Source organism: Terriglobales bacterium (genome assembly GCA_035567895.1).
Lineage (GTDB): Bacteria > Acidobacteriota > Terriglobia > Terriglobales > Acidobacteriaceae > Gp1-AA112.
On the sequence record DATMPC010000088.1, the window covers coordinates 1 to 23,959 of the forward strand.

General features: G+C 56.0%; 19 protein-coding genes. 9 read left to right on the forward strand and 10 right to left on the reverse strand.

The window, feature by feature from the left end; genetic code table 11:
• Positions 1-87: 87 nt before the first annotated feature.
• The gene (locus VNX88_18150) at positions 88-381 is read right to left on the reverse strand and encodes a hypothetical protein (protein HWY70595.1); all 294 of its coding nucleotides are present in this window, start codon (positions 379-381) and stop codon (positions 88-90) included.
• Positions 382-740: 359 nt separating this feature from the next.
• Between VNX88_18150 and VNX88_18155 the strand changes: the two genes are divergently transcribed.
• Together VNX88_18155 and VNX88_18160 are read left to right on the forward strand one after the other, a co-directional pair.
• Positions 741-1,823, forward strand: coding sequence for a ferritin-like domain-containing protein (locus tag VNX88_18155; protein HWY70596.1), 1,083 nt, complete (start codon positions 741-743; stop codon positions 1,821-1,823).
• A 554-nt stretch (positions 1,824-2,377) separates the two neighbouring features.
• Positions 2,378-4,423 carry an alkaline phosphatase family protein gene (locus VNX88_18160; protein HWY70597.1) on the forward strand — a complete coding sequence of 682 codons (2,046 nt, stop codon included), beginning with the start codon at positions 2,378-2,380 and terminating at the stop codon, positions 4,421-4,423.
• 204 nt (positions 4,424-4,627) lie between these two features.
• On the opposite strand, the gene VNX88_18165 is transcribed toward VNX88_18160, so the two are convergent.
• The 4 genes from VNX88_18165 to VNX88_18180 form a co-directional block, all read right to left on the reverse strand.
• Complete coding sequence (locus tag VNX88_18165; GenBank protein ID HWY70598.1) at positions 4,628-7,963, reverse strand: TonB-dependent receptor; 3,336 nt, start codon at positions 7,961-7,963, stop codon at positions 4,628-4,630.
• A 95-nt stretch (positions 7,964-8,058) separates the two neighbouring features.
• Positions 8,059-8,484 (reverse strand): helix-turn-helix transcriptional regulator, encoded by a 426-nt coding sequence (locus tag VNX88_18170; GenBank protein ID HWY70599.1) that lies wholly within the window; start codon positions 8,482-8,484, stop codon positions 8,059-8,061.
• Positions 8,485-8,805: 321 nt separating this feature from the next.
• Positions 8,806-9,588 carry a hypothetical protein gene (locus VNX88_18175; GenBank protein HWY70600.1) on the reverse strand — a complete coding sequence of 261 codons (783 nt, stop codon included), beginning with the start codon at positions 9,586-9,588 and terminating at the stop codon, positions 8,806-8,808.
• Positions 9,589-9,825: 237 nt separating this feature from the next.
• Complete coding sequence (locus VNX88_18180; GenBank protein HWY70601.1) at positions 9,826-10,809, reverse strand: hypothetical protein; 984 nt, start codon at positions 10,807-10,809, stop codon at positions 9,826-9,828.
• Positions 10,810-11,094: 285 nt separating this feature from the next.
• Between VNX88_18180 and VNX88_18185 the strand changes: the two genes are divergently transcribed.
• The 3 genes from VNX88_18185 to VNX88_18195 all read left to right on the forward strand — a co-directional run bounded on the left by VNX88_18185 (position 11,095) and on the right by VNX88_18195 (position 14,528).
• Positions 11,095-11,730 carry a hypothetical protein gene (locus VNX88_18185; GenBank protein HWY70602.1) on the forward strand — a complete coding sequence of 212 codons (636 nt, stop codon included), beginning with the start codon at positions 11,095-11,097 and terminating at the stop codon, positions 11,728-11,730.
• Positions 11,731-11,819: 89 nt separating this feature from the next.
• Positions 11,820-13,241 (forward strand): hypothetical protein, encoded by a 1,422-nt coding sequence (locus VNX88_18190; protein HWY70603.1) that lies wholly within the window; start codon positions 11,820-11,822, stop codon positions 13,239-13,241.
• A 186-nt stretch (positions 13,242-13,427) separates the two neighbouring features.
• Positions 13,428-14,528: a hypothetical protein gene (locus tag VNX88_18195; protein HWY70604.1), complete on the forward strand. Its 1,101-nt coding sequence runs from the start codon at positions 13,428-13,430 to the stop codon at positions 14,526-14,528.
• Positions 14,529-14,681: 153 nt separating this feature from the next.
• Here VNX88_18195 and VNX88_18200 read toward each other — a convergent pair whose 3' ends face one another.
• The gene (locus VNX88_18200; protein ID HWY70605.1) at positions 14,682-14,993 is read right to left on the reverse strand and encodes a hypothetical protein; all 312 of its coding nucleotides are present in this window, start codon (positions 14,991-14,993) and stop codon (positions 14,682-14,684) included.
• Positions 14,994-15,053: 60 nt separating this feature from the next.
• Here VNX88_18200 and VNX88_18205 point away from each other — a divergent pair, with 60 nt between their 5' ends.
• Entirely contained in the window at positions 15,054-15,902 is an 849-nt protein-coding gene (locus tag VNX88_18205) for a hypothetical protein (GenBank protein HWY70606.1), read from the forward strand.
• A 224-nt stretch (positions 15,903-16,126) separates the two neighbouring features.
• Here the strand turns inward: VNX88_18205 and VNX88_18210 are convergent, their stop codons facing one another.
• The 3 genes from VNX88_18210 to VNX88_18220 all read right to left on the reverse strand — a co-directional run bounded on the left by VNX88_18210 (position 16,127) and on the right by VNX88_18220 (position 20,806).
• Complete coding sequence (locus VNX88_18210) at positions 16,127-18,598, reverse strand: ABC transporter permease (protein ID HWY70607.1); 2,472 nt, start codon at positions 18,596-18,598, stop codon at positions 16,127-16,129.
• Positions 18,599-19,164: 566 nt separating this feature from the next.
• Positions 19,165-19,413, reverse strand: a complete 249-nt coding sequence (locus VNX88_18215; GenBank protein HWY70608.1) for a hypothetical protein — start codon at positions 19,411-19,413, stop codon at positions 19,165-19,167.
• Positions 19,414-20,350: 937 nt separating this feature from the next.
• On the reverse strand, positions 20,351-20,806 hold the full coding sequence (locus VNX88_18220) for a hypothetical protein (protein ID HWY70609.1): 456 nt from the start codon (positions 20,804-20,806) through the stop codon (positions 20,351-20,353).
• A 96-nt stretch (positions 20,807-20,902) separates the two neighbouring features.
• Between VNX88_18220 and VNX88_18225 the strand changes: the two genes are divergently transcribed.
• The 3 genes from VNX88_18225 (at position 20,903) to VNX88_18235 (ending at position 22,143) form a co-directional block, all read left to right on the forward strand.
• Positions 20,903-21,277, forward strand: coding sequence for a (2Fe-2S) ferredoxin domain-containing protein (locus VNX88_18225; protein ID HWY70610.1), 375 nt, complete (start codon positions 20,903-20,905; stop codon positions 21,275-21,277).
• Between the two features lie 315 nt (positions 21,278-21,592).
• A complete protein-coding gene (locus tag VNX88_18230) occupies positions 21,593-21,871 on the forward strand; it encodes a DUF507 family protein (GenBank protein HWY70611.1) in 279 nt (92 codons plus the stop codon).
• Positions 21,868-22,143 (forward strand): DUF507 family protein, encoded by a 276-nt coding sequence (locus tag VNX88_18235; protein ID HWY70612.1) that lies wholly within the window; start codon positions 21,868-21,870, stop codon positions 22,141-22,143. Before VNX88_18230 ends, VNX88_18235 begins: the two co-directional genes overlap by 4 nt.
• Before the next feature lie 188 nt (positions 22,144-22,331).
• On the opposite strand, the gene VNX88_18240 is transcribed toward VNX88_18235, so the two are convergent.
• Positions 22,332-23,648, reverse strand: coding sequence for a zinc ribbon domain-containing protein (locus VNX88_18240; GenBank protein HWY70613.1), 1,317 nt, complete (start codon positions 23,646-23,648; stop codon positions 22,332-22,334).
• Positions 23,649-23,959 lie beyond the last annotated feature (311 nt).

Here is a 23,959-nt window from a genome sequence, read left to right on the forward strand (position 1 = left end):
ATCGATCCGTTCCGAAAATGGATTATCTATCCGGCCATGTTGAAAACGATTCGTGCAACCTGGGATCGGAATGTCTGACCAAACGACTCACCGCTCAGCCAGGAAGTTCTCAGCGACGAAGTCAGCCACTTGCCGGCCAAGGCGCTGACCTTGAGTTAAGTCGAAACGGAAGTGCACTCCGGCGAAGATCCGGCTCAGAGTGGCCTCCTGAGCAGCATCTGAGAACGAATCGAACGACCGTTGCACTCCCGGCATGACCTCCGACGTAACCTGAAAATTGAAGTGGTCGCGATGAAAGAAGGAAATCAGGACCGCTGCACCTGCTGCGCTGATTACAGCGTGAGCACCCGGATATGACGGGTCCGGAGTTGTATTGCCCACTTCGGGACTGGCTTAGGCGCTCTCTTTTGGAATGTACTCTGCGCGTGGAGATTTATTCCCGACTTGAATCGACGATCGCCCGCCTCGTCCCACAAATAATGTCGATTCACTATCTCAGCCATTTGCTCCCAACAAATCGAACTTCGGCGATCCTTTGCCCCGCATAGTACGCGCGTCGTCCCATGCTTAACGTTTATTAACCTGTCTCCCGGAATAGCTGCTGAGAGACTTCGGTTTATACGTTGTGAGCTCGGAGTCTCTGAATTCATGTTTCGTTCCTATGCAAGTCCATATGCTTCGCGCGAGCTGCTCGGAGCTATCCATCAACTCAATCTTGAATAAGAAAGAGAAGTGAAAGAATGAAGGAATTCAAAGCGACACCCACACTGCAATCGAATCGCCGTTCATTTCTTAAGAATGGAGTGCTGGCCGCCGGCGTAGCCGCAGCCGGCGCCGGACTATTAACAAACGCGTCTGCCCGCGATCGCGATGAAAGGGAGCGCAGTCTCTCGAAGGGAGATGCTGCGATATTGCAGCTTCTTCTTGCCGCGGAAATTATTGAGACAGACTTGTGGCAGCAATACAACGAACTTGGAGGAGTTGCCGCCAGCAACAGCTACGTGGCTGCTCTCCAGAACCTCGATGGCGACATGCCTCAATACATCTCCGACAACACAGACGACGAGATGAGCCATGTGGCCTTCCTGCACGCCTATTTGAAATCCAAGGGCCATCAGCCGGTCGACCTCAGTCATTTTTTTAACTTGCAACCATCTTCGGTGCCTGGGGTTCCGCAAACGGGACGACTTACAAATCTAAAGCAGCTCAGTGTAGATACCAGTTGGTGGACTCGCTATCGCAGCAAGGAGAATCCCGATCTGGGTGCAACATTTCCTCAAGCAGTACCGAGCTTGAACCAGGGACAGCATCCAGCAATTCCTGTCTCGGCTGCGGACCTCAACGACAGTAACCACATTCAGGCAATCGCTAACACGGCCGGGTTTCATTTTGGATTTATCGAACAAGCCGGCACCAGCCTCTATGCGACTCTTAGCCAGCGAGTGTCCAGTCCGGAGGTCTTGAGAATCACGATCAGCATTGGCGGATCGGAAATCATGCATTTTCAGGTCTGGCACGACAAGGCAGGGAATGCGGTTGCGCTAACGGATAACCAGCCGGGTGGAACGTTGACGTTCGTGAATCTCGCTGACAATCAACCGGAATCGCTGCAAGCCAACTTGATCATGCCTGAGCCTTGTGACTTCATTAAAGGGCTGCCAGAATGCGCGATCATTCGTCCAACGGGTGCAGGACAAATCGACGCGGCCGGTGCCATCAACGGTTTCATTGCTGACGGCCTTTTCATCGGACAGCCAAAACAGTTTCTTGAGTTGCTGCTTGACCTGGCGAACGAAGCGGATCAGGCGCAACGAGAATTCTAACTGGGTTAGTCATGCCCGAATCCGCGGTTTTTGGGAGTCATGACTGAGAAAGCCCGCACTGTGCGGGCTTTTTCTATTGCTAAGACGGAAGTTTGTAGGCCTCATGGCCGGCGTTGGCTCAATTTTCCTTGAGATAAACCGGCCTTTTCAACGGGTCCGAAGTTTTAATTCCCGTGCTCGTCTTTATCATCCTGCGAATTATCCGGAACACTCACAAAGCCAGAGCGAAGAAGCCGACGGGCGCGCTGATCTGCGCGTCGATTTACGCGTTATCGTCGTCCGACAATGTGATTGCGTCGGTGGTGGCCACTACCGTGCCGCCAGCCCCCACACTTTTCCCCTTTCGGGAAGCACTCTAGCATTGGGCCTCGTGAACGTCCTTTTTGTCCCAAAATAATTTCGCCACGAATTTTCATTCATCCTTAACCCTACCTTCACGAATCGACAACACGGGAGGAATAGCGTTTTCTCTTCGCCTCCTTCGTCGACTCACAAACTCGTTCGTCACTCACCAAACACAACCAACGCGAATTCTGGAGGGAACCATGGTATCCATGTCTTCTTCGAGCAAGTGGTGGCTGCGTGCGAAGGTCAGCACGTTAATGGCTGCCCTAACCCTGACTACCGTTCCTGCGTCGAGCCTCAGCGCCGACAACGATGTCGATCGTCACGACACTGCAACGCCGATCAAACACGTGATTGTGATCATCGGCGAGAACCGCACCTTCGACAATATTTACGCTACTTATCAGCCAAAGCACGGCAGCGTCTGGAATCTACTTTCCAAGGGAATCGTCAAATCTGATGGCTCGCCAGGCCCGAATGCTGGCCTGGCAAGGCAGTTTCAAATCCAGAACATCGACCCGGTCAGCTACTTCATCGACACTCGAAAGTTAAACAACCCCGGCAAGACCGCCTATTCGCCATTCTTGCCTACACCTGAAGCCGGATTCGCGCCTCCACAACCGGTGACCTTCAGCCAGTTCCTGAAGGATCCAGCGGACAGCGCTCCACCTTTCGACGCCAATACATTCTCAGTCTCGGAGCTACATACCATCTCTCCAGCGCTGGAATTCGAGCACCTGCCGCTACTAACGACAGGAACAACCGGTCTTAAGAACTGCGCCGCGGACCCGACCCTGCCGCCTACGCCTTGTGCCGAGCCAGACACGCGCATCGCGAATTTCAACACTCTGGCGAACACTTCGTTCCAGATCACCGGACCGAAGGTGCCGTACGACGCCTATAGCGGCGACATGGTGCACCGTCTGTTCCACATGTGGCAGCAATCGGATTGCAGCGTGCTCGACGCGACGAAAGAAAATCCGTCCGGATGCAAGAACGACCTGTATCCATTCGTGGGCATCGCTCGCGGTGACGACAGCGGCAGCAACTCGATGGGCTTCTACAACGTCCAGCAGGGCGACGCCCCGCTGTTCAAGCGCCTGGCTGACGAATACTCAATGAGCGACAACTACCATCAACCCGTGATGGGCGGCACCGCCGTTCAGCACACCATGATTGGCACCGCCGATGCCCTGCCTTGGGAGCAGGTAGGCAATTTCCCGGCGCAGCCGCCGGTGAAACAAGTCGCTAATCCGAATCCCAAGAGCGCGACCAACGACGCTTATACGGTCGACGCACGCTGGACCGAATGCGGCGATCCTACTCAGCCGGGAATCCAGCCGATCATGGACTATCTAAAGTCCCTGCCGTGGCACCCGGACCAGACCAAGAGCAACTGCGCCCCGAACACCTTCTACATGATCAACAACACGCGTCCCGGCTTCCTCTCGAACGGCCAGCTCAACACCGCCGCGATCAACGCCGGCACTGCTGTGCCGCCGTCTTCGCTGCGCACCATCGGCGACGCTCTCAACGAAAAGAACATCAGCTGGGCCTTCTACGGCGGCGGATTCAATGCTGCGGCCCGCTTTGACAACGGCTCCACCGATCCGGTCGACGTGTTGATCGGCACCGGCGGCGATTGGTATTGCGACATCTGTAACCCATTCCAATACGCATCGTCGATCATGGGGGATCCGGCGCAGCGCCAGGCGCACATCAAGGACGCCACCGATTTCTTCGACGGTCTGGAGCACGGCCATCTGCTCTCTGTGTCCTATCTAAAGCCCGACAGCTTTGGCGACGGCCATCCTGCGAGTTCCAAGCTTGACGTGCTGGAGGCGCTCATGGACCGCGTTCTTGATGGGCTCCAGAGACATCAGGAACTCGCGAAAGACACCGCGTTCATCATCACCTTCGACGAAGGCGGCGGCTACTACGACTCCGGCTTCATGCAGCCCATCGATTTCTTCGGCGATGGACCGCGCATCCCGCTGATCATCGTGTCACCATTCACGAAGGGCGGCCATGTCAGCCACACCTATACCGACCACGCCTCCATCGTGAAATTCATCGAACGAAACTGGCAGTTGAAGCCGTTGACCGGCCGCAGCCGCGACAATCTGCCAAACCCGGTTGCCGCCACCGACAACCCGTACGTACCGCTCAACATGCCGGCCGTCGGCGATCTCTTCGACATGTTCCATTTCGACAAAGACAAAGATCGCGATGGCAGTCACGACAACGATCGTTAGACTCTGCCGTGTAGCTCTCTCGAGTTGGAGTTCACGCTAATAACCGGTCGCCCACCTTTCGCTCGTTTTGCGAAGGCTGGGCGGCCGGGCTGTTTCAGTGAACCAAATCGCGCGAGAGTTGGGCCAACCATTGTCTGGAGTCTGATTGGAACCGAAACGGGAAAAGGCTGGCGAACCGTCCGCCGCCCGTCCCTTCAACGTACGCTACCGACTCAGTCTAAGGGCGAACTGCACGACGCGCGGATCGGTCACAGTACTTATAATGCTGCCGAAAGCTGGTGTCCCGAAGCTGCCGTTTGGCTGTGCGAATGCCGGAGTATTTGTTATGTCGAACATCTCGGCTCGAAATTCCATGTCGGTGCGTTCGGTCAGCCTCGTATGTTTCGCGAGAGCGATGTCGAGATTGCGATACGCCGGCCCGCGCACAGGGTTTCGAGACGCGTTTCCCAGCGCAAACTGAGGCGTGGTTGCAAATGCGCCTGTGTTGAAAAATCGACCAGGTGCTCGCTGATCAGGAGACAGCGCAACGTCGCCTACGATGTTTGGGCGCTGAAGCACGAAGCCGGCAAACGCGTTGGAGTTTGTGGCTTGTGTCACCGTTACCGGCATACCAGATTGCAGCGACGCGATGGCGTTGAGGGACCATCCTCCCAGAAACGCGTTCATCACTCCGGATGATGCAAACCGGTGCCCTCGACCGGCTGGAAGTTCATAGATTCCGCTTACGGACCAGACATTCGGCATATCCCCGCTTGACGAATCGCGCTCCAACGAAGGTCGGTATGTATCGGCCGCAACAAGGCTGCTGGAGTTCGGAGAGGAAAGTACAGTCGTTGAAAACACCGACGATGCAGAATCAATGAGTTTGGAATGCGTGTACGCAAACAACAGGTACATCCGGTGACTGAACCGCTGCTCCAACTTCGCTTCGACGGCGTTGTAGTTGGTGCTTCCTGTGTTGTTGCGGTAAATCGCGACATTCTGGAAACGTGGAAAAGGCTTCAGCAGTTGCGCCGCACTCACAGTCTTTCCGCCAATGGGACTGGACGCCGGGATCTGCCCGAAATACGGATTTGGAACTTGCGCCAGCAGCGATGCTCCCTGCGCAAGCTGAGCCGTTGTGAGCTGGTTCAAGTTGAAGTCGGGAATCCCGACGTGCACGATGTGCGATCCCACATACGCAACTTCGAACGACATATTGTTGGTAACCTGCCGCTGCACGGCGAGGTTCCACTGCTGGGCGTAACCCGAACCCGCATCGCGAGTGACGGTATAGACACTCTGTCCGAGTCCAGCATCCGGTGTAAGCGGGATTGGCGCAACACTCGGACCCTGAGAAAGCGGAAACGCAGCATTGACGTTGTCCAGCGTTCTTTGTTGCACGTTTTGGATGAAGGGAAACTGCGGAGTAGTAAACGGAGTGGTGATGCCGGATTGATCGATGAAGACAATTCCATAACCAGACCTGACGACCGTCTTCGGCGTTAGGAGATACGCAAACCCTACCCGCGGAGCGAGATTGCTGTAATGCAGCTCGCGCGCGGAGCGAGAAAATCCGTTTTGACCTAGATAATTGAGCTGCTGCGTCTGCAGATTGAAAACGGCTCCCTGATTGTCCGCCTCGGTTGATGGAAAGTGCAAAGTCCAGCGCGCCCCTAGATTGACGGTAAGCCGATTGGTGACGCGCGAGTCGTCCTGAAGATAGAACTCCTCAATTTGGCCACGTGGCTGAATCACCTTCTGCTGCAGGTCAATCTGGAACGTATCAACTTGCCCGAGGAGAAAGCTGGCAAAAGCATTGCCGCTTGCTGTGACTCCCTGCTGATTTGTTCCCGTAACGGCAAATGCGAACGAACCGGTCGGATTAGGGGGCGCCACGCTGTTGAGCTGATACCAGCGGAAGTCAATACCTCCCTTGATCGTGTGCGCGCCGCGAGCATACGAGACTCCATCGACCAACTCCCAGACGGAGGTTCGAAAACTGGCGGATGTGCTGGCGGACGAACCTAGCTGCTGAAATCCCGTGAAGGTAAACAAAGGCAGAGCGTTATTGAATGCCGCGTTCGTGGGAATACCCGGAATGCCCAGAGCCGAAGAAGCCGTGTCACTTAAGGAAGTTCCTACACTGGTGTTGCCACGCCGGGTGTAACCGAACCGAAGATCGTTGAGGAGGCGGTCGGAAAACGTGTGCGTCTCACTGAATACCGCTTGCTGGCCGGTAATGTTTGACAAACCATTTACGCCACCAGTCCCGATTACCGCTCCGGTGATTGCCCCGCTACCATCGGGAAGCGGAGTGACCGGCTGCTCAACGTCGTGAAAGTAGGAATAACGGCCAAAGCTTCGATCACGAGCTGTGAGTAGCCCATCTACACGCACATCGAATTGATTCTGGTGATCGGCGTCGTTCGCCGTGCGAGTGAAGTTGTTCGCAGTGGCAGTTAGATTCGTAGGCGTTGGGAACCGTGACAGCAATTTCAAGGCCGCCGGATCCATAGGAACATTGATCACATCGTTCGGAAACTCCTGGCGTACGAACTTGCCTCCGGTGAACGTCGTAGTCGCTGGATTGAAAATGTGGGCTACGCCCGTGAAGATTCCTTGCCGTTCCGCGAGCGTCGGAACAGTCGAAGTGCGAGTTACCCCGATGAGTTGTTTTACTCCCTGATATCCAGCGAAAACAAACAGTCGATTTCGCACGATGGGAGCACCAATACTCCCGCCGTAAAGATTGCGCCGATACTCAGGCTTGGGGCCAGTCGTGGCGAAGTAATTACGCGCATTCAGAGCCTCGTTGCGGAAGAACTCGTACAAGCTTCCGTGCAGCTCGTTTGAGCCTGAACGGGTCGCAACATTCACCACCCCTCCATTGAAGCGGCCAAACTCAGCCGCTACATTATTCGATTCAACCGTGAACTCCTGAATGTCATCGATAATTGGGAAAAAGACGACCTGCCCAGGCTCGGGCTGCAGTGCTGAAATTCCGTCGTACAAGTATTCGTTCGTGCGTGGTCGTCCGCCATTGATACGCGGAAGAACCGTCCCCGGCGGTAACTCAACTCCCGGAGCAAGCGTCGTGAGTTGAACGAAATTGCGCGAGTTCAGAGGCATCCCGACTACTGCTTTCGTCGGAATATTGGTCTGAATATTGCTGGTCTGAGATTGAAATACCGGAGAAGTCGCCTCTACTGTGACCTCATCTTTCGTCCCCCCAACCTTCATTAACAAGTCGACACTCGTGGTTTGACCAACAGCGAGTGTCACATTGCTCACTGTTAGCTTCTGGAAGCCGGCCGCAACCGCTTCCAGTCGATACTCGCCAGGATTGAGACCGTCGAAGATATAGTCGCCAGACGCCGAACTCTTCGTTGATCGGTGGATGTCTTTTGTGATTTCGATGAGTTCAACGTCTGCATTTGCGACCGCTGCTCCGGAAGTATCCAGAACCCGACCATGCAGGCCGGCACGAACCTGCGCGACTCCAGCAGTTGAAAAGACGAGAAGGAATAAGAAAACAGAGGCTAGGTGGAAGCGAGTCACGTTCGAACTCCCATGGTGCTGCAGTAAACAGCGGAAATTGGAGTTTAACGAATGTATATGACTCAAATCGCATCGTCAAACGCTCTGCCCGGCAATCACTGTGGTCGCATCACCATAACCTCAGTTGACTTGATCAGCGCTGCCGCAATCTGACCTTTTGCAAGACGCATCTCGCGAACGGCGGCGGCGGTGATGATCGAGGTGAGGCGCTGTCCGCTGATGGAGAGCGTGACTTGTGCCATGAGTCCATCGACACGCAAGTCGATCACTCGTCCCACGAGTTGGTTACGCCCGCTGATCCTGCGAAACCTATCCCGCTTCTTAAACAGAGGATCGCGCGCGGGAATATCGGGCATTAGTCGGTCGATTTCAGACTCCGGAATCCGGTGATGCCCGCCGGGCGTTTTGACTGTTTTGATTTTTCTTCTGTAAATCCATTGTTTCAGGGCGGGATAGCTCACGCCCAGGATCTTGCCTGCCTCACTCACGGGATACAGTTTGGTGCGCACGGCAGCTCTCATACCCAACCTCCGTCTCCATCGCTGATCGCAAAGTACACATCAATTCTCACTGCAGAATCGATTCAATACGATTCACATCGTTGCGGTCAATTCCGCGAAGATAGCAGATAAGCTTGCAGTCGATTCGCCAGGAGGACTTCATGAGAACACGCGTCCGCGAGGTTCTAATACTTCTTTCGTTGTTGCCGGTCCCATGCATTCTTGTTGCGCAACAGCCTGCAGCGGTACAGATTGCCGGGAAGGACCTCCAATCGGTTCAAATAACAGAGGGGGACTTGAAGAAAATGGCGAAGGGTGCGCCACCCGTCCAAGGGGAATAAATTAACCGAGGTACGGGTTGTTCTTGATTAACCAACTACGTGACTGCTTGAAGTATGCCCGTACATTCGTGGAAAGGTGCTCTAACCATTCAGGTTTGGTCTCACCGCGTTCGGCAGCAAATTTAGCAAGAGCATAGCCGTAGACTTCCTCAGGAAGATAGCCAAGCCGCTGCATCGACCATCCCTGTCGTCTGTCGTCTTGATACTGGTTGAATCGCGCCGAGCAGTTGGAGGTGAAGATACCTAGGCCCAAAAATACCGTCAGTAAGTCAGTTAGCGGCTCGTGGTCCGGCGACTTGGGATCAAGTAGGCGTCCCCCAAGGAGAATGACATGGCCGAGCTCATGAGCAAGCGTTGCAACCAGAGAAAGAGGGTCTTTAAGCTGTGTGCTCCTTATCGCGACCACCATCTGTTCATCCTCGCTTAGCCCTTCGTCGCGGTTATAGTTTGTTCCATGATCGACGTACAATCCGGCGGGGCGATTTGCACCATCACCCCGCCAATATGGAAGAGCCTCGCGTAGGTGCTCGGTTTCATCCGGAAATACTTCAAGTTCGACTTTGCTGCGGTCCACCTTCAGGTATCCACAAACGCGGCGGAAGAGTATGGCTGCGGCGGCGGGTGTCGCGTCGTAGGGGTCGGGGAAATCCTCAGCGGTGGGCAAAGCAACTTTCGCTTCTACCAGACGTCTCCTACCCAGTAGCTTCTCCAGGCGCTGGAAGCCGTCATCCACCCACTGGCGATCTTCGTCACTAATTGGCAACTTCGGAGAAAAGCCCAACATTACAGAAGAGCTGAAACGATCTTCAATTGTAGTTCACGTACTGTCTGGGAATCATACGGCCGGGTGGCCGACTTGGTTCCCGTGTCGGTCCTTTGCATGAGACTTCCTGAAATCGGATGCACGATTTCTCGACGTTTCACGTTGAAACAAGAAAAGGCCGGCCACCCGCGACCCATTGTCTTGGAGTCTGATGTGAAAACCGAAACGGGAAGAAGGAGGGACCACCCAGGCCGCTTCTCACCCAATCGTGCCGCCAAGCGCTAAGCTCTTCACCGACTCCGCCGGTTGTGCCTTCTTATCGCTCGGAATGAAATCCTCGATGAAGTAGTTGTTGTGATGGATAGTGATGAGTACGTCCAAGCCAAAGATAACCAGGCCAATCATCAAAAACGAAACACCCTCATTCATCGAGAGAGGCTTGCCGTCAGCTCTCTTCCAGCCCAGCGCCGCGCCGATGAAGGCGAACGCAGCGAAGCCTAGAAGTATGTATGCATAACTCTGGCCTATGAGGTCGCCGAAAGCCAGGAACCACTTGCGGGTGTAAATGTAGGCGGCAGACGGCACCAGTGACAGCCAGTACATGGTCTTCTTGATCTTGAAGGAGAGGCCGCAACCCGGACACTGCTCCATTCCTTCCGCGAGTACGTGCTTGCACTCCGGACACAACGACATCATTGCGCCGGCCTTTTGTGGCACGCCTTCGTGGGCCTTGAAGAGCAGAGGCAGGATCTTCTGGATATTCAGAGCGTCGGCCCGCGAGATACGCCAGTAACGGTACTTTGTCCCGTTTTTGAACGTCAATTTCAGCATACGGCTGAGCCAACCCCTTACCTCTGCAGACTCGATCTCAGACCATGCGCAGCTGCGAATTCCCTTGTCCCACTGGTTGTTGCTCTTCACTCGCAGATGGAGGAGCCGGCGGTTGGTGAGTACGATCACCGTGGCCGAGGCGTAGCGGATATACCATCCCATCGTGTACACAATCAGTCCGGAAGCATGCCGCTGCACGCGGGCCACATACAGCACCTGCTCGCCGGGTTCGAGAAACTTCCCGAGCGCAGGCTGCAGCTTCTTGATCAAGCCGGAGGTCTTTTTTGCAATCGCTTTGCTGCTCTTGCCTTTGTAGTCTCGGCCAAGCACGTCCTGCCGAAGCTCCAGCGTGCCATTCTTGACCATCTCAGGCATCACGTTCTCGTGGACCATTGCATCGTTTGGGAACATTTGGGGCGCCTCTCCTAGGCGCGCATTTTATCCCGAAATGCAACTCCGTGTGGGCGCTCAATGAAAAGGAACTTCTTACCACGGTAACTTGAGCACATGGATTCCCATGCTTGCGTGTCGTTCGTAACGTGGGTTACGACTTTGCGTCCGGTCTTCCCACAACGCACAAGCGCAGGTTAGAGTATCTGGCGAAAGATCGAAATCATTCATGATGCTAGCCAAAGCGCCGGTGAGTCCTAGTCAGAATCCTTCACCTTCGTCCCCTATCCCATTGTCACTTTCCCGATGAGAGCGGAACCACGTTGGCCCGCGGTGATCGCCGTGCTGGCAGTGGGCGGAATCTACGTTGCCATCCCGGAATATCTGAGTCTGGGGCCGCGCTGGATTCTTCTTGCCGTGATGGTCGCGCTCACGATTCCCATCCTGGCCATGCATCGCGCCGGACTCGCGAGGCAGGCACGGTGGCTCGGAATCGTCAGCAATTCGATTCTCACCGTCGATCTCATCTGGTCGGTAGTTTTGCTGGTGCAGGCTTTGCCCGAGCACAAAGAACCGCCCGGCACGCTTCTACGCAGCGCCGGCGGGTTGTGGATCTCCAACATTCTGGTGTTTGCGCTCTGGTACTGGAGGCTCGACGCAGGCGGCCCGGGGCAGCGTGAGCAACAGGAAGGTCATCGCACTTCGGCATTTCTCTTCCCTCACTTCATGATGGAGGAAGTCGAGCGCCATAAGTCACAACTTGCCAGGTGGAGTCCGAACTTCGTGGACTACCTGTTTGTCGCTTTCAACACCAGCACTGCCTTTTCTCCCACCGACACGGCGCCCGTCGCCCGCTGGGCAAAAGGCCTCATGATGCTGCAATCGCTGATCTCGCTGACGATAGTGGTTCTGCTCGCCGCACGCGCGGTCAACGTGCTCTGACTTCGCGTCACTGCGAGTTGATCTTTTTCGGGAACCTGCATAGCATTCTTAGCGGCAAGCCAAACTCAACGAGGATTGCGGAGGTTTCCATGGAAGACGCGAAGCTATCGAGACGGCGACTGGTTCAGCTTGGTCTTGGGGCGGCTGCCGGGGCGGGATTGACTTCTGCGGCGGTCGTCGGTCTGGTTCAGCCTGCTCTGGCTCATTGGGATTTTGATCATGACGACAATCCATTTCGGGAAAATCGGGAGCTAGCGAAATCTATCCAGAACGCGTATGCGTTTCTGGATCAGATGATGGATGCCTATGCGCAGGGCAATACTGTCCGGCTGGCCCAGAGCTACGCTGACCAGATTGCTGGTGGATTGTTTACCGGTACCGGTTTCACGTACGACAATGCGCTGCTGTTGCTTGCATATCTCACTCGCGGGCGGCGAGGCGACATGGCTCGTGCGCAGGTGCTCGGCAATGCTCTGGTCTATGCGCAGAAGACGGACGCGAAGGCCGATGGCCGCTTTCGCCAGACCTACTCTGTCGGCAGCGCAGACTCAAATGGCGTATTCGTCAAGCCAGGGTTGAGTTTCTTGCAGGGCAGCGCTGTGGGCGATGTGGCGTGGGCCGGGATCGCGCTGGCTCAACTCTTCGCCCGAACTGGGATCAAGGACTATCTGGATGCCGCAGTCAAGGCAGCTACGTTTATCGAAACTACAACGCGCGATAACAGCAACGTTCCTCCGGGAGGCTATTTCTTTGGCAACGGCCAGAGCAATAAGTCGACTGAGCACAATATTGATGTCTACGCGCTGTTCACCATGCTGGCGAAGCTTACTGGTGACAGTAGCTGGCTCAATGGAGCACAGCATGCGCGGGGATTCATCGAAGCCATGTGGGACGCGCCGTCGGGACACTTCTGGACCGGCACATCCGATCCAACTCACATCTTCTTCGACAATTCTCCGGAAGACGTTCAGACGTGGTCGTACATGGCCCTGCTCGATCCTGACTTCCAGGCATCGCTGGAGTGGGTGAAAACGAATCTCGCGGCTACGGATACTTCCTTCGCTCTGAATAACGGTTGGGGCTTCAAAGGCAACTTCCGGGTGTACGGCTCGACGTATGCCAGCCTGAGCAAGATCGGTACGCTGCTGGGCGATGCAAGCGTCGATCCCGATGCTGTGTGGTGTGAAGGAACCGCACATGTGGCCGCCGCGCTGCTGGCTCGGCGGCTGCCCCGCGAAAAAGATATTCCCAGCTTCCACGGCGATGTGCAAACCTCGGGAACTTTGTTTGAAGGTGTCCAGGTAGCCCAGGCCAGCCTCGGTCATGGGCAAACGGTAAATGGGCATCCTTTAGTGGATGGTCAAGGAATTGTGGCCTCGACCAGCCCGCTCAATACCGGTTTCGGCTTCAACTTCTTCCCAATACGGCACATCGGGGCAACGTCGTGGCACGTGATGGCCGGGCAGGCCGCAAATCCATTTCAACTTGGGTTGCGGACACCATCCTTATGAAGTGTGGTCTTGGCAGGTTGCTGTTTTTCAAGGTTCTGCCCGCTGAGGCAACCGCATTGTTGCAGAAATGTAATGGCGTTCCGGTGTAATGTTTGCACTGCCCGACGACAACGGAATCTGCAACATTTTTTCCGCAACCTGTAAGGCCGATACCGTTCCCTAGACGTGCACTCGGGAGAAACCCACATGGACACAAGAATCTCCAGCATCTTGAGAGTTGTCTTCCTGATCGCAGTACTTCCCATAACGGTTCTGCCAGCTTGGCCGCAGGCACCCGCCGAAAAGAACAAAGTACAAGCTAACGCACCGGACAAGAGTTCTGGTGAAACGCGTGAGGTGGAAACACATTTTTCATCTGCTACGACTGCACCGAGTTTCAGAGCGGTCGAGCTACAGTCCGTCTCCACCACCATTACGCTGGCCAGGGAGGATGACAGTAAGAAAATTTACGAAGATATCGCCGCGGTCGGCGGAGTGACGGTTTTGTTCGATCCGGATTATGTGTCGCGGCAGATCCGTGTCGATTTGCACCGCGTTCCATTCCGGGATGCGCTAGAAGCGGTTGCCCTTGAGTCAAAGACGTTCTGGCGGCCAGTCACGCCAAACTCGATTCTCATCGCCGCCGACACTATGACAAAGCGCAGGGATCTTGAACAAAGCGTAATCAAAGTCTTCCCGATTCCTAACCCAACTCCAATTCTGTTGCAGGATCTGGCCAATACGCTGCGCTTAGCACTGGACATTACTCGCGTGCAGCCGATGGCAGAGGCCGGCACTATCATCGTCCGCGGCACGCCTGACCAGATCAGCCTCGCAACCAAGCTCATCGACGATATTCGCAAAGCGCGCCCGAAGCTGAACCGGTATCGGGTGGAGGTAAGAGTCAGCGAAATGGATGGGAAAACGAAGCTGAACTCCAAAAGCTACAGACTGTTCGTTCAATCGAACCAGCCGCAAAGTTTGTACATGCTCGTGCCGCCTCCGGCTGAGAGCCAGACGACTTCCGATAAAAGCAAAGACGCCCGGGAGTCCGGGTCGTATCAAAAGATTGACTGCGTCATCGCGTCAGAGAGCGAACAGACTGTTGCTTTGTCTATCAAAGGTACATTCTCAGAGTCTTTCGGAGACCAAGCTGGCCGAGCAAATGACGGCCGTCAATTTTCGATCGACGCCAAACCAGTTCTGACCCTCGACAAGCCGATGATCCTCAACAGCTTCGACGATCCGGCCAGCAAGCACACGATTCAAACGGAAGTTGCTGTCACGCGCCTGGCGGAGACTCCGTGATTGTTTACCGCGGCCGCGGAATCAGAACCGTCCCGCGGTAGCGGATGGGTGAGTCGGCTTCGACAAGCAGCAAATCGCCGGGTGCCGCACCCTTCGGTTTTCGAAGGGTGCGCTTTCGGGACTGTGCCGATGCCTCTCCCTGTTCCTCTTTTCTTACTCGTACCTGAGTGCGTCCAGCGGATGAAGGCGGGACGCTCTTCGTGCGGGAATGTAGCTCGCTGCGAGAGCGACGAAGAAGATCAGGAAAGCAGCCAGCACAAACGTCAGCGCGTCGCGGACGCGAAGACCATAAATCAGACTCGCCTCGAGCTTCGCCAGTGCCGCAGCGCCGATTAGGCCGAGGAATGCGCCGGCGGCTACCAGGCGCGCGCCGCGTCCCATCACCAGGCGCAGCACCTGGCTTGTATTGGCGGCGGGGGGAGCAACCGGATGCTCACGCCAGAGACTTGCGATTCTTGGCAGCACGAGCCAGACCTGCAGCCGGTCAGCGCATCCCATTAAAAAAGCAAGCTTTGGGGGCCCTTAATGCTTTCTCGAATCGCATCGCTTATTCTCGCCGCGAGCATTGCCATCGCGCTGGCCGCCTGTGGCTCGACAGGCACGACTTCGTCTGCTCCGCCTCCAAGCCCATCACCGTCTCCTTCGCCGGCTCCCAGTCCAACTCCAACACCCTCCCCGACACCTACACCCACTCCTGCTGCTGATAATTACCAGGCAGACATGACGTTTGAGGTGGGAAGAACCAACGGCGTCGCGGGAACGATTGGGCTGAATGCTACTTCTAACAACGGCAGCATAAGACTACAGCTCATCGGCGACTGTGGAGGACCAAATGCAAATCTGGTTCTGAATTTCTGGCCTTTTGGCGGAACATTTGCGCAACAGGTTCAGGTGGGTACGTTTACAGCGAACGCAGATGACACGGCGAACGCAACATTTCAATTCCCGCTGAAAGGCAACTTCGCCGGATTGTTCGAGGTTTATCTGCAACCGCCCACAGGCTCGAACTTGTGCCTGGCCAGCGGCCCGAATCCCTTGAACTCAGGTCAGTCGTACTCGACGCCGCTTCTGCCGGCCTCAAGTATCACCGGGGGCATTGGCACGCCTACGGGAAGCGCGTCCGGAACCGGCAGGGTCACTGTCACGGGAAACACGGCGAACGTTTCACTTAGCAATGCAAGTGCAGCCCAGAACTTTACCGTGAATAATTGCGGACCTACCATGCAAATTTGCACCGCCATAGGCACATTGACTACGGACGCGCAAGGCAACGCCTCCGGCGCATTCAGCATGAACGGCACAGGGGACGGCGGAAACTTTGTTTTGAGCGACAGCGCCGGCGCCGAGTACCTCTCAGGGTTTCACGTTCAGTAACGACAAGTACTCACATTCGTTGGGCGGGTGGCCCGCCTTCTATTCCTGTTTCAATATGGAACTTCGCGAGAGTGGGCACCCATTGTCTGGGAGTCTGATGCAGAAACCGCAACGGGAAAAAGGCTGGGCCACCCGTCTGCCCCAAACGAAATAAGAGCGAGCGCTTAAGTAGAGGAAGAATCGTATCGCAGGCAACCGAACGTCTTTCCCCCGTTCCTCTTTTCTTACTCGTACCTGAGCGCGTCCAGCGGATGCAGGCGGGACGCTCTTCGTGCCGGAATGTAGCTGGCTGCGAGAGCGACGAAGAAGATCAGGAAAGCGGCCAGCAGAAAAGTCAGCGCGTCGCGGATGCGCAGACCATAAATCAGACTCGCCTCGACTTTTACCAGCGCGGCTGCGCCGATCAGGCCGAGGAATGCGCCGGCGGCTACCAGGCGCGCGCCGCGTCCCATCACCAGGCGCAGCACCTGGCTTGTATTGGCGCCCAGTGCCATGCGGATGCCGAATTCGCGTGTCCGCTGCGAAACCGAATACGAGACCACGCCGTATACGCCGACTGCTGCCAGCAGCAGGGCGAGAGCGCCGAATTGGGTAACCAGCATCGCGGGCAGGCGCCGCACGAACATTGGTACAGAGCCTTCCACTTTGGAATCGAGGGTACCGAGTCGATAGATCGCGGTGTCAGGATCGATCTGCAGCAGCGCACGGCGGACGCTCTCTGCCACCACGGCCGGTTCGCCGGAAGTGCGCACAATCAGGTTCCCGAAAGGATTCGCTGACTGTGCGAACGGCTCGTAAACCGTGGGACTGTCAGGAGCGTCGAAGAATCCGTCTTTGATTTCGTCCACTACGCCGACGATCTCGCGCGGCTTCTGGGTTGGCGAGAAGGTGAAAGTCAAAGTCTTGCCGACGGCATCGCCGCCAAAGTATTTATCGGCCAGCGCGCGATTCACGATGAGCACCTCCTGCGAGATGTCGGTCTCGCGATCGTCGAACATTCTCCCTTTGAGCATGCGCGCCTGCAGCGTGGGGAAATAGCGGTTGGTAATGTTGCGGATGTTGGCCTCCGGCTGCACTGCGGTAGTGGGAGCCGCGTAGCCTTGAGGACGAAAACGAATGGTATTGCACGCGTTGCAGCTAAGCGGAAGAACGCTCACGACCGCGACTCCCTCCACTCCTGGAATCGCGCCAATCGCCTGTTCGATGGCGCGCTCATACGCGATTAGTTTTGTCGAGCGCTGCGGAGTGGGAGGATTGGTCTTCGGCGGCTCGGGATCCTGATAATGCGCAGGAGGCGCCTGGAACCCGAGAGTCAAAAGATTGTGACGGTTGAATCCGGGGTAAACATTCACCAGTCGCCACATGCCCATGACCAGCAAGCCGGATCCGACAAGCAGCATGGCCGCCAAACCGGCTTCTCCAACCACAAGAGCATCGCGTAGCCAGCTCTTGCCGGTGGAGGTGCGGGTATCCTGTGCCAATTCGGAATGCAGGTTCGCGCTGCCTCCGCGCAGTGCCGGAGCCAGCCCGAAAGTGACGCCTGCGACGACTGCCAGGAAGAAGGTGAAAAGCAGGACCTGCACATCAATGTGCATACGCTCGAGGAATGGCATGCTCTGGCGAACGCTGGCTGGGACACTCGCAACCAGCATCGTTACCGCAAAGCGGGCAACCGCAACTGCCGCGATCCCCGCAATTAACGAGAGCAGCACGTTCTCTACAAGAAACTGACGGGCGATGCGGCTGGCCGAGGCTCCGACCGCTCTGCGCACGGCGACTTCACGGGAGCGTCCGGCAGCTTTGGCAAGCTGCACATTCGCGATGTTGGCGCATGCGATGAGCAGCACGCATGCAGCGGCGCCGAGGAGCAGCAGGAGCACGGGGCGAATCTGTCCCACAATGGCATCGCGCAACGGCTGAAGGCGCGTTGTCAAGTCGCCGTTCGCCAGCGGATAGGCGGCGGCCAGGCGTGCGGAGATGGTTTCCATCTCTGCCGATGCCTGCTTGAGCGAGACGTCCGGCTTCAGCCTTCCCACAACATTCAACCAATGAAGATTGCGGCGCTCAACCATGAATCCGGTGTTTGGTGGGAGAGCAAAGAAGTCCGCTTGTCCGATGGGCGCGAACTCAAAGTCTGGCGGCGTGATGCCAACCACGGTGTAGGGTTCGTCGTTCCCGGCAAAATTTTGCAGTGTGAGCGACTGCCCGATGGCTGAATTCCCGCCAAATACCCGCTGCGAAAATCCGTGGCTGATGACAATTTCATGCGTAGCGCTTGGGCTGCCGGCATGAAACCAGGATCCGCGCTCGGGCTGAACTCCGAGCGTCTGGAAGAAATCGTCCGTCACTATGCCGCCGGAGACCAGTTCGACGCCGGTGGCGGTGTGCATGGTGGTTCCATTGCTGGAATATGCGGCGAGGGAAGAGAACACCGTATTCTGATTGCGCCAGTCGACGTAGGTTGGGTACGCGGCCTGATTCCCGGTGGATTCGCCATGCTTAATCATTGTGACCTGCACGAGTCGGTCGGAATCAGGGAAGTTCAGCGCGCGGAGCAGGCCGGCATCGACAAAGGTGAAGATCGCCGTGGTAACGCCGATCCCAAGCGCCAGCGTGACGATCGCAACAACACTGACAATCGGTGTCTTCAGCAGAATGCGAAATCCATAGCGCACGTCATGCAGGAAACCATTCATCACTCGCACCTCACGGAGTTCTCGCTAGCTTGCGTGAGCAATTTCCAGTCCGAGAAAACCCATACCTAAGCTGCTGAAAAGACGCTCGCCGAAAATTCCTGCGCATACGGGATTCGTCCACCCAGCGATACAGGTGTTCGGGAACGGACGGGGCGAACGTAGGTTGGCCAGAACGCCCGACAGCAAGAAGAGCTAACCACGAAGGACACGAAGGAACACGAGGGAAGCGCGGCTAAAGCCAGAAGGCCTTGACGGGTTGGCGATAGCATAAAAGCAAATGACTGGAGCTAGGAGCTTATGGTTAGCCTGGTACGCGGCCCTGAGTGCCGTGGGGCTATTCTTCACATGGGTTAACTTCTACGTCTTTTACCTACACCACATGTTCATAGCTGCCGCGCCGCGTTTGACTATCTATCTGTGGTTTCTTTTGTGGCCCATCCTGTTAATCTTCGCCCTTGCTAAGCTGGTCAAACACGCCCGAAGGTCTGTGGATTCAAACTGACCCACTACCAGAACCCGACACCGCTCACTTCTCCGCGAGCAATTGTGGGAGCATGAAACCTTTTTTAGCGCGCATTGCTCCCGTAGGGATTGGCTTCGATCGAGTATCTTCGCAACCAGCGGGCTACTTCCGTGTCGAACCGAAAGTGCATGGCCACGTCTGAATCATCCAGCATTCGCCACGGGCCTTCGTTCGCCCGAAACTCGACACGATCACCGTTTAGGCGGTAGTCGTTCCTCACGCCGCCGTCAAAGAACAGTCGCAAAGTAGGCAGGTAGTGCACGTCTTCAGTTGATGGCCCGAGTGGCAACATTTAAAGATGCGACCGATGTGGGTCACGATGCATGACGCCGACTCTTACTCGCTCCTACAATAATGACGGCTCGCCTGCGACTGGCTATCCCTAAGAAAATAAAGGCCGGCATGTTAGCTTGCCTTGGAGTGACCGTCCTCGCTTTGCTGCGAATCGGCTGGCGGAATTTCCTAGAGCAACGGATTGTGAAAATATTTTTTCTTTCGCTTACAAGTTGTTGCTGCGTCTGCGCGAAAAACTTTTGCGAGCAACGGATGAAGCTTGCCTGGAGCGCGCTCCAGATGCCATCATGCGAAGGGCGATGTTGCACGGAGTTTCCATTTCGGGAACTGCAGCCGAAGAGCTCGCTTACGAATCTGTGGCAGAGCTGCTCGCGGCCGCGGTCCTGCCCAACTTGGCAGGAGCGAGATGCCCTCGCTCTGCAAGCTCGAAGTCGATCCCATCGAGATCCCATCATGAGGAATGGGATAATCCCATGCCGATCCCATCACGATCGTGGGATTATCCCACCGGATCCCATTGGGCGGGTGGGATTCACTATGGGATCTCATGGGATCTCGTCGCGTAAGTCCTTTAGATCATGGGATCGATGAAAAAACATGCGAACACTCATCTCGACTGTCTTAGTTCTTGTTGCAGCCAGTTCTTGTACTCCGCAGGTCGATTCAAGGTCGCGTGGATATGGCTGTCCCAGAATGAGTAGGGGATTTCAGTTTGGATCAGGCCGAAAAGAGCCGCGGAAATTGGCGCTGTACAGCGTTCCCTGCAAATTCGCTGCTAATTCCCTCAGCGATTGCTTTTCCTCCAGTGTTTATGCGGGGTTGAGGCTCGGAAGAAAATTTCGCTGATATTTTCGCTGATAAATTCGCTGTTCCGAGGCCTAACAGTGAAGAGCAGCAAATTCTAAAATCACGGTCCGTGGGAGCGAAGGGCCTAGCTACTCGTCCTCATCGTCATCCTCGATAAGCAGGCCGCTGATGGCTTCTGCGGTTTCGAGGACGCGCAGATAGCGCTCGTGCCACTCGGTGGAGACTTCGTAGAGAAAGAGCGTGCCTTGGTAGGCGAAGCCTAGCTGCAGGAATCCGGTCTTGCCGATGTAGGTTCGGAGCCAGCGGGCGTCGTCGAGATCTTCGCTGTAGACCTCGTCCTTCAGGCGGTCGATCAGGAACTCGAGGTCCTCTTTGTTTAGGACAAAGTCTTCCATGGTGAGAAATGGAGCGCCCGAGGCCTTTGCCAGCTCGACGAAATCCTTCCACGCTTCGGGATTGCCGCTGTCCTTCCAGAGCACGCTGGGCATCTCGTCGCCAACGTAACCGGGAAAGCGGCGCATGCCGTGTCCTTCGATGAAGGCGGTCATGTCGTCTTTCACGTGATGTAGATCGTCGCTGCCCATCTTGCAAAGCTGCCATAGCCCACCTATCAGGCTGCAGCAGAAATTCGACAATACACCAAATTTTGGACGATGCCCAATTCTGCTAGGCTGCTAACAATGCCCGGATTCAAGCACCACATCTTTGTCTGCACGAATCAGCGCGAGCCGGGAAGTCCGCGGGGCTGCTGCAATCCTGACGGAAGCGGAGAGCTGCACAAGGCCTTCAAGGAGGCTGTGGCGGCACGAGGCCTGAAGGCGACAGTGCGGGCCAACAAGGCCGGATGCCTCGATCAGTGCGAGCATGGTCCGAATGTAGTCGTCTATCCGGAGGCGGTTTGGTATGGCGGCGTGACGTCGGAAGATGTGGCTGAGATCATTGAGTCGCACATCGTTGGCGGAGTTCCGGTGCAGCGGCTGCGGATGAAAGATGAGTGCGTTAATACGACGAGTTGCGAGCACAGGAAGAAATCGGGTGATCGGGCCATCGGGTGATCGGGCGAAGTGAGAACCTAAAACCCACTGAAGACTCTCTTTTGAACTGTCATCCTGAGTCCGCCGGACGAAGGATCTCCCGCGATGCATCAGTCTTAAATGCTGTGTCCAGGCTCTTTCACGAAACCCTCGTGTAAGAGCCGCGAAGCAGCAAATCAGTTTGAAATATTTCGGGAGATCCTTCGTCCGCTACGGCGGACTCAGGATGACAGTGTTAGGAGTTGCACTCGGTTCTTACTTCGCCCGATCACCCGATGGCCCGATCACCCGATTCTTGTTACACTCGAATGTTTATCCCACTCTCACAGACGGAACATGCTGGTTTCCAAAGAATATGTGGGCTACTTAGCCCGCCAAGTCACAAAAAAACTGATTGAAGGCGAGTTCATCGAGACCAAGAACCTGAACTCCACTACCGAGCGCGTGCACGCTGCGGTGCTCGAAGAGATGCAGCTCGAAGACCGCATCAACGACGAGGTTCGGCTGATCCTCGAGGCCTACCAGGACGAGATGCGCACTACCGGCGCGAGCTACCAGGAGATGTTCAAGAAGGTAAAGCAACAGCTCGTGCAGAAGTACAAGGCGGTACTGTGAGGATCTCGCGCGACAAAGTCAACAAGCTTGCCCATACTGTGGCCGATACTCTAGCTACGCTCGACGACGTAGAGTTCATCGAGGATCGCAACACGATCCGCACCGAAGCCCGCCGGATTCTGGAAGAGCTGCTCAAAGCCGAAGAGCGCATCGACGCCTCTGCGCGTCAGAAGATTGAGAGCCAGAAGCGCATCATCACCGAAGGCACGCAGGAGTGGGACATCCTGTATCGCAAGTACTACAACGAGGAAGTGAAGAAGCTGGGGATCTAGCTTCTGTCGGCTTCTGTCTTGTCATTCCGAAGCCGTAGGCGAGCAATCCCTATAGTGCCCAGTGCGCTTGCTTAAGCGATCTTCGTTCGCACCATCGTTCTTGAAGTCGCTAGGGATTCCTCTCTCCGCATCTCCGCGAGAATCACGCGGAGATACTGCGCTCGGAATGACATAAGGAGAGAGGCAAATCAGTATCCCACGCGGCGTCTCTCCGCCGGACTCAATCTCGCCCACAGTGACGTTCGGCTGCGTTCGATCCAGCGATTGTTCGGTTCAAGCGCGTGAGCACGTGCGAACCACTGATACGCAACAAAGTTGCTCTGCGTGACGCAGGTGCCGCTCCAGTAAAGCGCGCCCATCTTCACATCGGCTGAAGGATTGCCCGCGCTGGAGGATTGCCGCAGCAGATTTACCGCCGACGAGCAATTCTTCGCACGAAGCTGCTTGTTAGCTTGGACGATGAGTGGGTCCTTCTCGCCAAGCGACTTCGGCTGAGGTGCTTCTTCCTCCACAGGCGCCGGTGGAATCCGCTTGGCCTTCGTGGCCTTGCCTACGGGTCCGTCGGATTCAGGCTTGACTGAAGCGTCGCTTTCTTCATCGCTCGCGTTAGCGGCGGCGACTTTTGCTGATTTGCCGTGCGAGTTCTCGTCCGCGGCATCTTCGCCCGCTTTTGCTGTCTTGTCCGTTTTGCCTGCCTTGTCTGTCGTGGTTGCACTCTTCGCTTCAGCGGATTCCTTCGAGGCGGCGGAGTTCTCCGATTGAGACGATGACTTCGAAGATTCAGCTTCGGCAGACGCGTCCTGATCCGTGCCACTCTTTGCGGCGTTCGTTGAGGAAGAGTCGGTCGGCGGAGCAGGTGGCTTCAGCGAAGCCGGCTTGTTGGTCATGTCCGGGCCGCTTGGATCGACAGTCGCTCCATTGCCGGAGAGGATAGCGGCGATGTCGGGACCCTGGTTATGACTGGCGCGCCATTGGACATAGCCGAGCCCGCCTCCAACAATCAGCAGCAAGAAAAATGCCCAAGCTCGCCAGGAAACTCCGCGCGATACCTCCGTCAGCAGATATTCAGGGGTCTCACTGTCGGTGTCATAAACGAATCCGTCGTCCTTTGGTTTGTCGTAGACGAAGCCGCTGTTGCTGTCCTCATATCCGAGGCCGAGGAACGATGGACCGCCGATGCCGGTCGAACGAGTCGCAGGCTTGCGCTGGTGAACTTCCTCTGCGGCTTCTTCTTCCTGCACGGTATCGGGTGGGAGGTTTGCGACCGTCACTGACGAATAATTCGTGCGCCCGTTCGGCCCGGATGATCGAGCAGCATCGCGCGCAGGCTCACGTCGGCGATCAAGCTCGCGAAACTGCAATGGCTCCCGCGCAGGCGTCTCGATATCGAGGGGATCTTTGTCGTCGATCGCAACTGAACTCGCGGCCGATGAGAGCTTCGCGCCGCACATACCGCAAAACTTGTGATTTTCCGGACTGGAGTAGCCACACCGCTCGCAACGCATAAATTAAGGACACCTCGGCTTTCAGTAGCGTACCAAGTTAGATTCAAAGCTGCTGCCCATGGGCTTCCTGCGGCTCGCAAGAATTTGCCCTTAATTTGCCCTTAATCCAGAGTAGATCCCTTCACTCCAAAGTCACGGAGTCACGGAGAAAAGCCAAAGCTAACCACGAAGGACACGTAAGGATCACAGAGGATTGTTCCAGCTCGTCCCGAGTTCCTTCATGATCCTTCGTGTCCTTCGTAGTTTCACCCGTCTTTCTCCGTGAATCCGTGTCTCCGTGGTGAATGCTCGCTCGCGATGCGAAAATGGTC

Bases quoted from the DNA above. Each gene is read 5' to 3' on its own strand.
- VNX88_18185 (HWY70602.1), top strand. From the start codon at position 11,095: ATGAGAGCGGAACCACGTTGGCCCGCGGTGATCGCCGTGCTGGCAGTG.
- VNX88_18195 (HWY70604.1), top strand. From the start codon at position 13,428: ATGGACACAAGAATCTCCAGCATCTTGAGAGTTGTCTTCCTGATCGCA.
- VNX88_18205 (HWY70606.1), top strand. From the start codon at position 15,054: ATGCTTTCTCGAATCGCATCGCTTATTCTCGCCGCGAGCATTGCCATC.
- VNX88_18220 (HWY70609.1), bottom strand. From the start codon at position 20,806: ATGGGCAGCGACGATCTACATCACGTGAAAGACGACATGACCGCCTTC.
- VNX88_18240 (HWY70613.1), bottom strand. From the start codon at position 23,648: ATGCGTTGCGAGCGGTGTGGCTACTCCAGTCCGGAAAATCACAAGTTT.
- VNX88_18175 (HWY70600.1), bottom strand. From the start codon at position 9,588: ATGTTGGGCTTTTCTCCGAAGTTGCCAATTAGTGACGAAGATCGCCAG.
- VNX88_18155 (HWY70596.1), top strand. From the start codon at position 741: ATGAAGGAATTCAAAGCGACACCCACACTGCAATCGAATCGCCGTTCA.
- VNX88_18215 (HWY70608.1), bottom strand. From the start codon at position 19,413: ATGTTGCCACTCGGGCCATCAACTGAAGACGTGCACTACCTGCCTACT.
- VNX88_18190 (HWY70603.1), top strand. From the start codon at position 11,820: ATGGAAGACGCGAAGCTATCGAGACGGCGACTGGTTCAGCTTGGTCTT.
- VNX88_18230 (HWY70611.1), top strand. From the start codon at position 21,593: ATGCTGGTTTCCAAAGAATATGTGGGCTACTTAGCCCGCCAAGTCACA.
- VNX88_18160 (HWY70597.1), top strand. From the start codon at position 2,378: ATGTCTTCTTCGAGCAAGTGGTGGCTGCGTGCGAAGGTCAGCACGTTA.
- VNX88_18170 (HWY70599.1), bottom strand. From the start codon at position 8,484: ATGAGAGCTGCCGTGCGCACCAAACTGTATCCCGTGAGTGAGGCAGGC.
- VNX88_18225 (HWY70610.1), top strand. From the start codon at position 20,903: ATGCCCGGATTCAAGCACCACATCTTTGTCTGCACGAATCAGCGCGAG.
- VNX88_18180 (HWY70601.1), bottom strand. From the start codon at position 10,809: ATGTTCCCAAACGATGCAATGGTCCACGAGAACGTGATGCCTGAGATG.
- VNX88_18210 (HWY70607.1), bottom strand. From the start codon at position 18,598: ATGAATGGTTTCCTGCATGACGTGCGCTATGGATTTCGCATTCTGCTG.